The 14,263-nt window shown below is 48.0% G+C and carries 13 protein-coding genes; all 13 read left to right on the forward strand.

Annotated features, from left to right (window positions below; genetic code table 11):
* On the forward strand, positions 1–302 hold a 302-nt coding region (locus VLX91_10275), incomplete at its 5' end, for an AIR synthase-related protein (protein HUI30592.1).
* Positions 303–423: 121 nt separating this feature from the next.
* Positions 424–2,463: a M13 family metallopeptidase gene (locus VLX91_10280; GenBank protein ID HUI30593.1), complete on the forward strand. Its 2,040-nt coding sequence runs from the start codon at positions 424–426 to the stop codon at positions 2,461–2,463.
* A 3-nt stretch (positions 2,464–2,466) separates the two neighbouring features.
* Positions 2,467–2,847, forward strand: coding sequence for a hypothetical protein (locus VLX91_10285; protein HUI30594.1), 381 nt, complete (start codon positions 2,467–2,469; stop codon positions 2,845–2,847).
* An 18-nt stretch (positions 2,848–2,865) separates the two neighbouring features.
* A complete protein-coding gene (locus VLX91_10290; protein ID HUI30595.1) occupies positions 2,866–3,498 on the forward strand; it encodes a hypothetical protein in 633 nt (210 codons plus the stop codon).
* 175 nt (positions 3,499–3,673) lie between these two features.
* A complete protein-coding gene (locus tag VLX91_10295) occupies positions 3,674–4,990 on the forward strand; it encodes a hypothetical protein (GenBank protein ID HUI30596.1) in 1,317 nt (438 codons plus the stop codon).
* Between the two features lie 55 nt (positions 4,991–5,045).
* Positions 5,046–6,491, forward strand: a complete 1,446-nt coding sequence (locus VLX91_10300; protein HUI30597.1) for a hypothetical protein — start codon at positions 5,046–5,048, stop codon at positions 6,489–6,491.
* Positions 6,492–6,733: 242 nt separating this feature from the next.
* Positions 6,734–7,972, forward strand: coding sequence for a DEAD/DEAH box helicase (locus VLX91_10305; GenBank protein HUI30598.1), 1,239 nt, complete (start codon positions 6,734–6,736; stop codon positions 7,970–7,972).
* Between the two features lie 130 nt (positions 7,973–8,102).
* A complete protein-coding gene (locus VLX91_10310) occupies positions 8,103–8,483 on the forward strand; it encodes a hypothetical protein (GenBank protein HUI30599.1) in 381 nt (126 codons plus the stop codon).
* A 362-nt stretch (positions 8,484–8,845) separates the two neighbouring features.
* Entirely contained in the window at positions 8,846–8,971 is a 126-nt protein-coding gene (locus tag VLX91_10315) for a hypothetical protein (GenBank protein ID HUI30600.1), read from the forward strand.
* Between the two features lie 348 nt (positions 8,972–9,319).
* Positions 9,320–10,819, forward strand: a complete 1,500-nt coding sequence (locus VLX91_10320; GenBank protein HUI30601.1) for a hypothetical protein — start codon at positions 9,320–9,322, stop codon at positions 10,817–10,819.
* A gap of 75 nt (positions 10,820–10,894) precedes the next feature.
* Complete coding sequence (locus VLX91_10325; GenBank protein ID HUI30602.1) at positions 10,895–11,794, forward strand: response regulator transcription factor; 900 nt, start codon at positions 10,895–10,897, stop codon at positions 11,792–11,794.
* A 180-nt stretch (positions 11,795–11,974) separates the two neighbouring features.
* Positions 11,975–12,664 carry a response regulator transcription factor gene (locus VLX91_10330; GenBank protein ID HUI30603.1) on the forward strand — a complete coding sequence of 230 codons (690 nt, stop codon included), beginning with the start codon at positions 11,975–11,977 and terminating at the stop codon, positions 12,662–12,664.
* A gap of 531 nt (positions 12,665–13,195) precedes the next feature.
* Positions 13,196–13,900 carry a hypothetical protein gene (locus VLX91_10335; protein ID HUI30604.1) on the forward strand — a complete coding sequence of 235 codons (705 nt, stop codon included), beginning with the start codon at positions 13,196–13,198 and terminating at the stop codon, positions 13,898–13,900.
* Positions 13,901–14,263: the final 363 nt, after the last annotated feature.

A 14,263-nucleotide genomic window follows, 5' to 3' on the forward strand; every position in this document is an offset into this window, starting at 1 on the left:
AGCTCGGAATATTAATAGAAGAAGAAAGCGTACCAATTCCTGATGATGTTCGCGGCGCGTGTGAAATCCTGGGACTCGATCCGTTGTATATTGCGAACGAAGGAAAGCTCCTCGCATTCGTCTCGCCGAAGGAGTCTGCGAAGGTCTTATCGGCTATGCGAGAGCATCCACTCGGCAAGCATTCTGCAATAATCGGAGAAGTCGTGGATGAACACCATGGCACGGTCGTCATGAAAAGCAGGATCGGCGGGACGCGCGTCGTCGATATGCTGACCGGGGAACAGCTGCCGAGAATCTGCTGAAGATAAGGTCCTGACCAAAATTCCTATTCATTTTTCTGCTTCCTTTCATTATCTTAATCATTGTTTTCTTATGACAGTTATTGCTGCAAACGATCGTGATTAACGAACAAGGTGGTAGAAGATGAAAGGGATTAGATTTTTTTATAGCTCATTGTTTACCTTTTTTTTAATGACAGCTGTGGGATTTTCCCAGGGGATGGCGAATGGCGATTTCCTCACTCATGCCATCGACTCAAGCGTCAATCCGGCAGCCGATTTCTTCAAATTTGCGACAGGCACATGGATGAAAAACAATCCGATTCCGCCGACTGAACGCGCGTGGGGAATCGGTAACCTTGTCCAGGAAGAAACATACGCAAGGCTGAAGAGTATATTGCAGGACGCGCAGGCTTCCAATGCCTCGAAGGGAAGCAACGAACAGAAGGTCGGCGATTTTTACTTCACAGGCATGGATTCCACAACGATTGACAGCCAGGGAATAGCCCCGCTTCGACCGGAATTGGATAGGATCGACTCCATAAAAAATAAGAAAGACTTATACGATGTCGTTGCACTTCTTCAGCGTGAAGGCGTGAATGTAATGTATGGTTTGTTTATCGATCAGGATCAGATGAAGAGCGATGCTTATGCGATGTACCTGTGGCAGGGTGGACTTGGCCTGCCCAACAGGGAATATTATTTCAGAAACGATGAACGTACCAAAAGAATTAGAGACGAATACAAGAAACACGTGGCGAAAATGCTTGAGCTGGTTGGCGAAGATTCGATTACTTCAACCGCCAACGCAAACGATATCTATCAAATTGAAGTATTTCTCGCCGATTCGTCGAGGAAATTGGAGGATCTGAGAGATCCTTACGCAAATTATAATAAGATGTCGATGACAAATTTGAACCATGAAAATTCTGATATCGACTGGACTGAAATCTTCGCGGATGAAGATGTGAAGGGTCAGGATTCGGTTATCGTAGGCCAGCCCGAATTTTTCCACGAGCTCGATGTGGCAGTGAACAAATTCAGCATTGCTGAGTGGAAGGAATATCTGAGATGGCATCTCGTAAATACTTTCGCGGACAGGCTCAGCAGTCCGATTGAGGTTGAGAATTTTCATTTCAAAGGGACGATCATGGCCGGCGTTAAGGAGCAGAGGCCGAGATGGAAACGGGTCCAGGATGCGACGGAGAGTGCCATGGGCGAGCTGCTTGGACAGGTCTATGTCAAAAAGTATTACTCTGCTGAAACTAAGAAGCGTTACGAGAGTCTTGTCAACAATATGATCTCTGCCTTCGCAGAGCGAATAAAGAACCTTGATTGGATGAGCGATTCAACAAAGCAAAAGGCGCTTTACAAGTTGAGCAAGTTGACAAAGAAAGTCGGTTACCCGGACAAGTGGAAAGATTTTTCAAAGTTGTCTGTCGATAAAGGCTCTTATGTCAGGAACACCATAAATGCAAATATTTTCTGGTTCGACAGAGACGCGAACAAATTAGGGAAACCCGTCGACCGATCGGAATGGGACATGACGCCGCAAACGTATAACGCCTATTACAATCCTTCGAATAATGAGATCGTGCTTCCTGCCGCGATTTTCATAATACCGGGCGTTCCGGATTCGCTCATCGATGATGCGGTCGTTTATTCGTATGCAGGCGCGTCCACTATTGGACATGAGATGACCCATGGCTTCGACGATGAGGGGAGACAGTATGATGCCCAGGGAAATCTGAGAGACTGGTGGACAAAGGGGGACGCAGAAAAATTCCAAGCGAAGACGAAGTTGATGGTTGATCAATTTGACGATTACATTGTTCTTGACAGCATGCACATAAACGGGAAGGCGACGCTCGGTGAAAATATTGCCGATCTTGGCGGACTTGTAATAGGTTACGATGCGTTCAGGCAAACAGAAGAATATAAAGAAGGGAAGCCCGTTAATGGACTGACCCCTTCACAAAGGTTCTGGATGGGTTACGCATACTCGTGGCTTGGTCATGCAAGACCGGAAGCGTTGGCGCAGCAAGTTTTGACGGACGTTCACTCTCCGAATTTCTTGCGTGTGAACGGACCACTGAGCGACATTCCAGAATTTTACAAAGCATTTGGAGTCAAAGACGGCCAGCCGATGTGGAGAGCTCCGGACAGGAGGGTTAAGATCTGGTGAGAGATGGTCGAGAGCGAAAAAGATCCCAAACTTATTGCACTGCAATTTAATAATTGCATAAGTAATCGTGACGTCAAGGGGCTTGGTCTGCTCATGACTGAAGATCACGCTTTCATCGACCGCGATAATAATGTGTCCAGAAGCAGAGAAAAGATGCTGAATGCATGGTCAAAATTTTTCGACATGTTTCCAAAGTACAGAAATACTTTTGAGCGCATCGAATCCAGGCACAACTGCGCGATCATGCTGGGATTTGCCTGTTGGTCTGAAGAGAATCAACATGATCCGGCAATTTGGACCGCCACGATCGCAGACGGCCTCGTGGCGGAGTGGCGCATCTATCATGACACGGAAGAAAACAGGAAGAAATTCGGACTTAGTTGAATGTATTCACGGAAGAGAGTGGAAGTCTACTTAAGCCTGACGAAAAAGGAGATAAATTTCTTCGGCCAATTTAAGAAGCCATACGACATTCAAATATTTCTAAATGAAATCCCGTACGACGCTAAGCCTGGTACAAGTTCACCGAGCGGAGTCATTCGCGAGAGGAAGGCAAATTGTTTTGAAGGGGCGTTATTCGGCGCGGCAGCCTTAAGAATGCTTGGACACAAACCGCTGATCGTCGACATGATAGCTGACAACGATGACGATCACGTAGTTGCAGTCTTCAAGTACGACAACTTTTATGGTGCGATTGCTAAGTCTAATACTACGATCCTGCGATTTCGTGAACCTGTCTACCGTACTTTAAGAGAACTTGTGATGTCATATTTCGATTTCTACATAAATACCATCGGTGAGAAGACATTGCGGAGTTATTCTAATCCGGTCGACCTGTCGAGATTTGACAACCGAAATTGGATGACGACTGAAGAGAATCTTGATTTTATCGGTGATTATTTGAGCGGCATAAGGCATAACAAAATCTTAACTGCGAGACAAATTCGCAGCTTGAGCCGGGCAGATGCCGGTCTTGTTAAGCTTTGTTTCAGCAACGCTGTCGAAGAAGGAGTTTATAAACCTGAGGAGAAATAGCGAGATGGCATAGAAGCTTGATCAAAGAGATCGCAATGTTGGTTGATTATTTCGAGGGGCGCCATTAAATTTCTCCATATCGGTTCAGGGATTCTGGAAAAACATCGAGTTGAGTGCAATGATATCTTTGGAAGAAATCATATAGAGCACTTAATATCTAACAAATGGAGGATGCATGGGTAAGTTGAAAATTTCGATCTTGATTCTTTCCGGGTTTGCGATAATGATGTTATCCGGGTGCAGCAAGAATAATACCGCAACGGGACCGCACGACCAGCAAACCGCGAAGCAGCGAGTCGACCAGGCTAACCAAATTTTCATACCAAAATTGGCCGAGATGGTTATATCGAACGGCCAGGACACGGCGAGCTTTAATATGTCTGCGGCAACATCATTGTACCAGGAAGCCTTGAACGCCGATCCGGACAACCTCGACGCCAACTTCGGTATGGCCGCCACGGAGTTCTTTACAATCTTTTCAAATCCGTCCATCAGGACCGTTATCGGAGGGAATCCGGCATTGTCGCCTGCACCGTCGTCTGCGTTCAGCAAAAAGGGAGCAATTACCGGCCTGAGCAGTTCGATTCTCTCCCGCTCGAAATCGATGATCGCGCTTCTTAGAGATCCTCTCTTTCCTCTTCGAATCTATAAGAGCCTCAGTGCCGGAGATACTACTGTCGCACTCAGCGATTATCAGGGAATCATCGAGACGGTCGTTCTGCCGGCGCTCTCGGATGCGATCACTCATCTGAATGTAGTGGTTCAGCACTCGGACTATATTTTCTACATCCCGCCTCAACAACTCGGTGAAAATTCTGGAGACTCAATACGAATTGGACTCACAGAGATATATGCTCTACTTGCGACGTGCCAGATTGTCGACGCGACAGGTTCGCTTCTCGTTTCATACAACGTCGATTACGATGCTACCGATTCGTCCGCCGTCGACCAGGCATGGCAAACCAATTCAGCCTTTCTTGCGTTACGCACAAACGGAGCGCAGAGGATGAAAGATGTGAAGACCAACATTATCGGCGCTGCCAACAGCATTCAGAACGGCATCACATTCCTCATTCAGCATCCAAGCAACGGGATAATAATATATCGAACTGAAGATGGCCCGGAATTAACCGACATAAAGAACGCGATGGACTCCGTGAAGCAGTTCCTGTCCGGCCCTGTCACGGTCTCTGGAGATTTCAATAATACCGGTGTGCAGACCACTCTGACGATAAACTTAGGGAAACTTTTTGATAACGCGATTCCAAACTTCAAACAGAAGCTTCCATCTTACACGGTAGGCGTTCAAAAAGATGGAGATGCCTATGATGCTATCCTTACTTGGCAGGCGGCATCTTTTTCGACATGGACATTCCCGGATCCTACATTCAATGGAATTTTCCCGGGAATTACAACCGATGCGCAGTTCAAGCAGGCATTCGGAATCACCGCCGCGTCCTGGATGCCATACGTGATTATTTCGGCCAACTAGTCGTATTCGACTTAGTCGCTGACCCAGCAAAGTGTGTAGAGTATCTATTGTTGTGGTGGCAATACTTTTCGGCTGCCGCGTTGCCACTGCCCAGGATATACTAAGTCTCCTGCTCTCGGGAGATGCGCGGTCCAGGTCAATCGGAGGAAATCCTTTTTCATCTCTGGATGAAGGGAATCTCTTATCATCAGAAAGCACGGGGTACGTGCACTCCAGCCTGAGGTTTGATTTCAAAGATGATGACATCTACCGCGAAGCCTGCTCTGATGGCACTGAGACTTTGCTTCAGAACATCAACAGGCAGACCGACTTGTCTCTCGCATTGTCAGATGAGCCAATGGGCCCGAGGTTGGGAATCAGCGTCAAATCCTCGGGCTCGTCGGCGATCATGGATCAGTCTCCATCTGAACATGCAAACTATGAGGCGGAGCACAGAACGGTCATGCTGAGTTACGAAACGCCACTCGGAAGTTTGATGCGCGTAGGGGTTGCAGTAGGACGTTCATATAGGAGTCCCCAAAAGTATGCGGCCTACGAAAGCAGGTTTTCGTTTCTTCTCCCGGCGGGGATTCTCCTAAATCTGAAGATGGGAAGCTGGGAACATTCCCAGGCTCTACAGCTTCAAATCTCCGGCACGGACGGCCTTTTGCCGCTGGACTATGCGCAAAGGGGGGCCGATTTCACGCTTCGAGTTCCCGTTGGCGCCCTGTCAGTCTTAGCTACCGGACATGAGGATTTCATTTCGTCGGCGGCAAATTCATCGAGAGCATTTGACACAAGGTTTACACCCGATGGAGTGGACTACGGCTACGGGTTGCATTGTCTCGCTACCATCGGAAACGGCTGGAAGGGACTCTTGTCTCTGACCAGAGCAGTTGTTGAGGGAAACGGTATATTTTGTTCCAGCGACCAGACCTACGGTAAGCTTGACGAGTTTGGTTTTGAAAACACTGTTGCTCAGGGAGCCGTTCAATCCGTCGGTTCATCGGGTGGACTCATCGAAGCTGATGTCAAATGGCAATCCATACGCGGCAACGTTGAGGGCTACGCCGAAGACTGGCCCTTCGTAAGCATATTTGATTCCCCCATTCCTGTTCGCGAGAATGTGCAGGCTTCAGGTGGAATAGACATAATGCAGATGCATGTCGGTGGGGAGACATCAGTGAGCAGGCTGCTCAGATGTGCTTTCGGGGCGAGTATCCTTAGAGCAAGGCCTGATTTTAAGCTGGAATCCTGGGAATCCAAGTACATCGTGTTCGGCGTGAGAGGCTACAAAGAGAGAGGCATCTCTGTAAACCTGATCGATGCTGCGATCTTGTCAGCGGGCGTGCAAATGAAGTTATGGCCCTTTATTGTCGGTTACTCATTCACACAATTTGTCCCCATATACATTGGTCGGTCAAGTTCAACAGGCGAAGGTTCTGTTTCTTCCTCACTGTCAGGGCAAGGCCATGCCAGCGGCGGCCAATTCCATCGTCTCACCATCGAGTACGAGTTCTGACCGGCAATCCGTTTCGCTGCGACTTGCAGAAAGCAATCACGTGTGTAAGAATCTATGGTGAACTATTCGGGGGAAATGATTATATTAATTTAATAAATAAACACCTTCCCGTCGTAAAAAGACAAACGACCGGGGGTGTTCAGAGGCCGGGATTTGGTCTTCTAATCGAATGTCCCCATCCAGTTCATCCTTGACGGAGTTCATCTTCCCCGCAATTTTATCATAACATAAGAAAGGTTTAAATGAAATCAGCATCTTTTGTGCTGGGCAGACAAATAACGGATTTGCTCGAGGCACAAGGAATAACAGTGGCAACGCCGGTCCAGGAAGAAATTATTCCGGCGATTGCAAACGGACAGGATGTGCTCGCACAATCTGAAACGGGATCGGGAAAGACACTGAGCTTTGCAATCCCAATTATCGAAAATCTTCAGAGGAGCGATGGACTGCGGGCGCTTGTCCTTGTACCGACGCGGGAGCTTTGCATGCAAGTCACGGGAGAATTCTTCAAGTATTCGTCAGGCAAACATCTCGGCATCGTTTCGGTGTACGGCGGAGTCTCAATCAGTATGCAGGCATCGAAACTGCGCAGCGCAAACATTATTGTAGCAACTCCAGGGAGGCTCATCGACCTGATGAACAGGAATGCCGTGAAGTTGTCTTCCATAAAATATTTTGTCTGCGATGAGGCTGACAGGATGTTGGATATGGGATTTATCAGAGACGTCGAAAAAATCGCGCGCCAGCTTCCGCCCGAACATCAAACGATGTTGTTCAGCGCGACTGTATCGAAGGAGATCGAGAGACTTGCAGGGAAGTATCTGCGCAACCCAAAGAATGTGCGGTTGGCGTCCACGGTGAAGCCGATATTCCTGCGGCAGACATATTGCACTGTTGCGCCCGAACGGAAAATGGATTTGCTGGCTGGTCTTCTCAAGGAAGAGCGTCATCTGGCGATAATTTTCTGCAACAGGAAACACATCACCGTGAAGCTCGCAAAGAGATTGGGCGGAATGGGCATACATGCCCGCTGTCTCAACGGCAACATGTCGCAGCCGCAGCGCGAGCGCGTGACCAGCGAATTCCGGCAGAATAAATTCAACGTACTTGTCGCGACAGATGTGGCTGCACGCGGTCTTGACATAGACAACGTTTCGCATGTTTACAATTATGAGATTCCAAAAGATGTTGAATCTTATACGCATCGCGTCGGACGAACGGCACGTGCGGGGAAAAAAGGTGAGGCGATCTCACTCGTCGCGACGGAAGATGAGAAGAAATTTTTTCAACAGATACTCTTCAAATACCGCGGCGAAATATCACTGAGAGATACCGGCGAAATGATGAGGTACCCTGTCCCGAAGGGATCCATTCGGGCAAGTGTCAACATCCTGAAGCCTGAGCACAACGAGAGAAAGTCAGGGACTGCGTGGAAGAAAAGATGGCATCGAATGATGGGCCACGAAGGTAAGGCGCGTTAGCCGAGCCTTCCTATTTCGTAGTCTTCTCTTCCAGGGAAATTGTTGCTCCGTGGCAATATGATCTCTGCTAATTTCGGCCTCAACGAAATTCACGAACGTTTGAATGTTATATTGTTCAATGAGGAGACACATGAAAGAAAAAAGCGATGGTAAGCTCACGATCCAGGTTGCCACGGCAATTCCCAAGACGCTGCATTCGCGGGATTCTGCCGACAGGTTGGTCAGGACCGCCGTAAGTTTTTGGAGAGCGAGGCCCGACAGAAGCAAGAAAGATCTAACTGCGTTGGTCCTCGATTTCAATGGCATCGCACAACTGTCCGAGTCTGCTGCAAGCGCACTCGTCGAGTTTCGCCTGGAATTCTCGGGGGATAACGACCCCGCGATAGAGTTTTCAAATATGACGAATTCCGTCAAAAAGACCTTTGCAGGGGCCGAAAAATCTTTGCGTCGATTTCAAAAGAGGATTAACGGGCGGGGAAAGAAGAAGAGCAGTTTTATTATAGAGGTTTAGGCTCTTAAGGAAAAAGTAAGCGGGGGTGAAATACATCCGGTTGCGTCCGTTACGCTGAGATAGAAACTCGATATCTTCTTGAGAAGTTTGTTTTTTCGAGAACCCGCGCAAATTATTTAGCAAGTCCAGTTAGTTGAGTCTTTTCCTCTCTTATGACCCTGCGTAAATAGCGCGACTATAGCCCCCTTCGAGGAACTAATCCCTTTGACTGATTTCATAATGACATAGGATTCTGTATTTTGACTGTCAATGAAAAGTGTGTCCAGGTTATTTCCCGAGGGCTCATCTAGAATTTGTTATCGATACAGGAATACGTGAGATTGTTTTATTGAGCAGCGAACCTGAATCAAAAGGAAAAAATCATGAGCAAAGGTCAAAACAGTAAAAAGAACACAAAGAAAGAGCCGGCGAAATCCAAGAAGGAAAAGAGAGCGGCTAAGAGAGAGAAGAAGAATGAAAAGTTGAATCGGGGGCTTGTCAACGAATAACACCGTTGAGGTGCTGATGAAGGCAGCTTCGTTCTGAAGCCAATGCATCCGGATTATTTAAGAAGACCCCCGATTAGCCGTCAACCCACCGCTCCGAGGAACTAATCCCTTTGACTGATTTTATGATGATACTGGCTTCTTTATTTTGGACATTGACGAAAGGCAACGGTAAGAGAGGACGAGCAGCACCAATCCATTCTTTCTTTCAACTGCACGGAAGTCAACTGAACGTTAAAAACAGGAGCCATTATCAAACGTAAACTTCATATAGGAATAATCGACCTCGTAACGAAGGGGCCGACGCGTGCTCTATGGGCGCGTGTAATGAATGCAAACTTCGCGAGCATCATGCCGCAGATACTTGGAGTGTGGTGCGAGGAGCTGGGCCACGATGTTACGCTCGTATGCTACACAGGTTTTGAAAACTTAGTAGACGAGCTTCCGCAAAATGTCGACATAGTTTTTATCGGTGCGTTCAGCGAGGCAGGACAGACAGCGTACGCACTGAGCAATCTTTTCAGATCGCGCGGCGCCATCACCGTACTCGGCGGCCCGCATGCGCGCTGTTATCCGCAGGATGCGCAAAAATATTTCGACTACGTCGTTGGTCTGACGGATAAAAAGGTCATCGAAGAGGTGCTCAACGATTGCTCGCAGCATCGGCCGGTCGGCTTGCACCTCACAGCGAAGCAGCAGCCCGCTTCGATTCCAGGAGTGCGTGAGCGATGGAAGTTTATCGAGGCGACGCTCAAGAAAGCGCCTATAGTAAAATTGGTCCCGATGATCGGGAGCTTGGGATGTCCTTATACATGCAGCTTCTGCATTGATTCTGTCATTCCTTACCAGCCGCTCGACTTCGGTGTGTTGAAGGAAGACCTGTCGTTTCTTCTCGAGAAGTTCAGACGTCCGGTTGTCGGCTGGCACGATCCGAATTTCGGAATAAGATTCGACGACTATATGAACGCTATCGAAGAAGCAGTACCTCCGGACAGCATAGACTTTATTGCCGAAAGCAGCTTGTCGTTGTTATCGGAGGAACACGTAAAGAGGCTTAAGCGCAATGGCTTCAAAGCAATTCTGCCCGGGATTGAGTCATGGTACGAGCTTGGAGGGAAGTCCAAGACGAACGGAATCTCCGGCATGACAAAAGTCAAGCGCGTCTCTGAACACGTTAACATGATCATGCAGCATATCCCATACGTGCAAGCTAATTTTGTCTTAGGACTCGGCACCGATGGCGGTACAGAGCCTTTCGAGCTTACGAAAAGGTTTTTGGATTTGACGCCCGGAGCTTTTCCGGGTTACTCGCTTCTTTCCGCATTCGGCCAAGCGGCGCCTCTCAATCTGGAGTACCAACGAGCGGGCCAAGTCCTGCCGTTCCCGTTTCACTTCCTTGACAATAATCACGCGATGAACGTGAAGCCGAAGAACTATTCGTGGCCGGAATTTTATGACAATGTCATCGACCTGACCAAGTACACTTTCACCTGGAAGGCTATCATGAAACGGTTCAGAGCAAATGGCGAGATCAAACCGCGCTTAATGAATGTGGTAAGGGCCGTTTCGTCGGAAGGGTTCGGTAGAATTAAATACTTCACCGAAGTAAGGCGGCTGCTGGAAACCGATTCGCAATTCCGTGGATTCTTCGAACGGGAGACGACAGAAATCCCGAGATTCTATTCGGACCTGATAAGAAAGGACTTGGGCCCTCTGTGGGACTGGCTTCCGCCGGGAGCGATGTACCATGATCCGAACGCTTACCTCAAAGCTGAAAATAACAGGACAGAGAAAGTGTTGATCAGGCAGCCTGTTCTAGTGCCGCAATTAGTTGAGAAGGGAAAAGGCTAACCGAGTTTGTCGGTAATGCCCGATTTACCACGCTAAGCGAAGCAAGCCGCTTTCTCCATTGTCGATCATGCGACGATGAATTATGTCAACGCGGTACATCTTCTTGAGCATGATTTTCTTCGAGAATTAGTCATAAGACCATCTCCATATCCTCTCCAGTTGCTCCTCGATTGCACAACTTTGGCAAATTCCTTAATTTATACAGCGTCGCAGCCGTCGGCATCCGTCCTTGCATCCTACCGGCGAAGCGTGAGACAGAAGTCAAAAAGGCAGGAATGTTTGGCCGAGAAGATTCGAGTACTTATTATTGAAGATAACCCTCTTTTGCGGGAGGGTATTTCGTCGATAATCAAGAGACAACCGGACATCAAGGTTGTTTCCGAAAAGGGGCGGGGTAAGACCCCTTTGCAGAAGATCCGCGGCTTGAAACCTAATGTACTACTTCTTGACCTTGGATTGAGAAGCCAGAGCAGCATTGAGATCGTTAAGGTGGTAAAAAAGGATTTCCCCCAGACAAAGGTTATTGTGATGGACCTCGTTCCGACAGAAGTTGAGATATTGATGTTTGTTCGTGCCGGTGTGTCGGGATTTGTATTAAAAGATGCGACAACTGCGGACTTTCTAAAAACCATTCGGGCGGTTGCCCATGGGAAGAAAATTTTGCCTCCGTTAATGACCGGATCGCTTTTCTCCCAGATCGTGGAGCAAGCGGTCAATGGGACAATTCCTCCGCGGGTAATGGAAGCCGTTCGAATGACAAAGCGCGAACGTCAGGTGATTCTGCTGATAGCGGACGGGTTGTCCAATAAGGAAATCGCCAACAAGCTTCATCTTTCGACCTACACTGTTAAGAGTCACGTCCACAACATACTTGAAAAGCTATTGCTTCAATCCCGCGTTCAGATTGCCAAATATGCACTGACGAACACCGAGCTGATGAAAGCGGAAGAAAGCATTTCGCTCATAGAAGAATAATCCCGCACTAAGAAGAGTTAGTCCCTCTTTCATCCTATTGAGCTATATGTTCGAGCCCGGCCACTCGATAGCTTATAGACGTATCCAGATTATGAAATCGTTTCTGCCTCATAAAGTCGGGTCAGGAAACGTCTTTCAATTCTCCGAAAGATTTAAGGGACGAACACTTAGGAGCATTCGATGAAGAAAACGAGATTGTTGATTATCGAGGATAATCACCTGCTTCGAGAGGGGCTCGTGGCGGTCCTTAAGCGGCAAAAGGACATCGTACCATTTGCCGTGTCGAGTGATGGCGAGAGTACAATTCTAAAAATTCACAAGCTGAAACCGCACCTCATATTGTTGGACCTGGATATTCGCAGCCAAAATAGTTTGCATACGGTGGAAACTTTGAAAAGGGAATTTCCAGAGGCAAAAGTAGTCGTGATGGATCTTGCTCCGTTGCAGGGAGACATACATCGCTATGTGAAGGCGGGCGCATTGGGTTTTGTTCTCAAGGATACAACGCTCGATGATTTCCTGATGACGATACGCACGGTCGCAGAAGGGGCAAGGGTTCTACCGCCCAAATTTTCAGATACCCTTTTTTCTAAGATTGTTGAACTCGCGATCAAAAGCAAAAGAATCACGTCAACAGAGCCGGTGCGCATGACGAAAGCCGAGAAGGAAGTTTTTGTTCTCATTGGCGACGGTCTAAGCAACAAGGAGATAGGGAGAAAACTTCGTATCCCCACACGCACCATCAAGGTTCACGTCGAAAACATCATGAAGAAACTAACGTGGCACAATCATTTGGAAGCGTCGAACCACAATTACTCTGACGCGGCTCTCAAAACAATCGTCGGAAGCATTTCTGTCGTGCGCGGTTAGCTTCACGCCGGAAATCCGGAATGGACCTTTGATGAGCACGCAGGACGCCGGGGATCGTTTCGTGAATGAAAGCAAGTTGGTCGTATGGATTCTGACTCAATTCACTCAAAAGACAACCTGAATCTGTAATCTGCGCCAGGCTTGGACGGGGTGAGAATATGCATGTATGTAGGTTTCGCTATCGAAACGCTTGATCAGTTTGTGTTGAATTTTATTTAGGCCGGGCAATAACAGTCACCTCCCGGTGTGTTCGTTGCCGGTCTGAACCCAATTATTTATTGACATAATTGTGATCCGATTACCTTTTGGCCTCGGTTCGTCGGGTCTTGTCCCTCGATATTCCCTCTAATACCCCTCAATGTGATTCCGTGTATCTTCCGTATATCTTGCGTGTATCCTTCGTTTGTGCTATGATTAAACCGGTTGTATGGTTCGGATTACTCGGGTCAAGATCCTATTTCCCTGTGGGAAAGGTTCATTCAATTCTTCAAATCTTGATTCTGTAGCTTATAGAAATAATGGTAAGTTGAAATGGCACGATTAGACAAATCGGTTATCGGGAAATTAAGAGGCGCGGTCGGCGATGTCGTATTCCGACAGAGAAATGGAAAGGTCTTCGTCTCCCGAAAGCCTCAAAGTTTCATACCCGGCACCGATAAAGATTCGGTGGACAGAAGATTAAAGTTCGCCTTCTCCTCAAAGCTTTCGAGCACGATTTACTCGCTTCCCGACTTAGCTTCTCTCTGGCGGCAGGCTGCGCCGCATGGGAGATCGGTTTACCACTTTATCGTGCAGGTTAATATCCCTCTGGTTAACCCTTATGCGGTCACCGAGCGTACCACCATAACTCCTCCGCAATCGGGTTCTTCGACAGGCAGCGGGTTCGTCATCGATTGCACAAGCGCCATGATTTCACCCGATGCCTTCAATGTCGAATTCGCGCCTGTCGGCAATTCAGCGGGCATCGACTTAAGCAGGGAGCAGAATGCGAAGGTTGCCTGCGTTTTATGTCTGACTAATCCTACTGATAAATCGCTCCCCAAATACCAGTTCGTATCGTGTGTGTCGGAGTCGAAGCAGATCGTATTGGGCAGCCCGTTAGTATTCAGCATTCCCCTGGCAGGCACTGAAGCAGCGAAAGTCCGAACCTATGAAGATAAGAAGCTTCTCTGTACCATGATAACCCTCGATGCAGAACGCAAGCCGGTGAGATATTCAGGTACGGTGGTTAAATAATCGGGAGTTAGGTTTCCCGAGCGGGAGCTTAGCAAGAAGTTACAAATACATTCATCTCACGCGGTGAATATAGCCGCCCCTAATTGTGTTATCAATAGGGGGCAGGATTCCCTATGATCCATCATCCGGACGGGTGGTGGTGACTCAGTTTGAATATTCGCCTAAGACGGCACTTGTCATGCCAGCGAAAGCTGGCATCCGGAGCCAAGGACTGGATTCCGGCATTCGCCGGAATGACGTTGGAATTGAAAGTGAGTCACTACCGGACGGGTTTACAGAGGGATGTAGCTCCCTTTTCATCCCTTGGAGGCATTCTTCGCTGACACAATCAGATGTATACTTCTACTACGACAATTGGGGCCA

Source organism: Candidatus Acidiferrales bacterium (assembly GCA_035515795.1).
Lineage (GTDB): Bacteria > Bacteroidota > Ignavibacteria > Kryptoniales > JAKASW01 > JAKASW01.

Excerpts from the sequence above, each read along its gene's own strand:
- VLX91_10280 (HUI30593.1), top strand. The coding sequence starts at position 424 with ATGAAAGGGATTAGATTTTTTTATAGCTCATTGTTTACCTTTTTTTTA.
- VLX91_10285 (HUI30594.1), top strand. The coding sequence starts at position 2,467 with ATGGTCGAGAGCGAAAAAGATCCCAAACTTATTGCACTGCAATTTAAT.
- VLX91_10295 (HUI30596.1), top strand. The coding sequence starts at position 3,674 with ATGGGTAAGTTGAAAATTTCGATCTTGATTCTTTCCGGGTTTGCGATA.
- VLX91_10305 (HUI30598.1), top strand. The coding sequence starts at position 6,734 with ATGAAATCAGCATCTTTTGTGCTGGGCAGACAAATAACGGATTTGCTC.
- VLX91_10310 (HUI30599.1), top strand. The coding sequence starts at position 8,103 with ATGAAAGAAAAAAGCGATGGTAAGCTCACGATCCAGGTTGCCACGGCA.
- VLX91_10315 (HUI30600.1), top strand. The coding sequence starts at position 8,846 with ATGAGCAAAGGTCAAAACAGTAAAAAGAACACAAAGAAAGAGCCGGCG.
- VLX91_10320 (HUI30601.1), top strand. The coding sequence starts at position 9,320 with ATGCCGCAGATACTTGGAGTGTGGTGCGAGGAGCTGGGCCACGATGTT.
- VLX91_10325 (HUI30602.1), top strand. The coding sequence starts at position 10,895 with ATGAATTATGTCAACGCGGTACATCTTCTTGAGCATGATTTTCTTCGA.
- VLX91_10330 (HUI30603.1), top strand. The coding sequence starts at position 11,975 with ATGAAGAAAACGAGATTGTTGATTATCGAGGATAATCACCTGCTTCGA.
- VLX91_10335 (HUI30604.1), top strand. The coding sequence starts at position 13,196 with ATGGCACGATTAGACAAATCGGTTATCGGGAAATTAAGAGGCGCGGTC.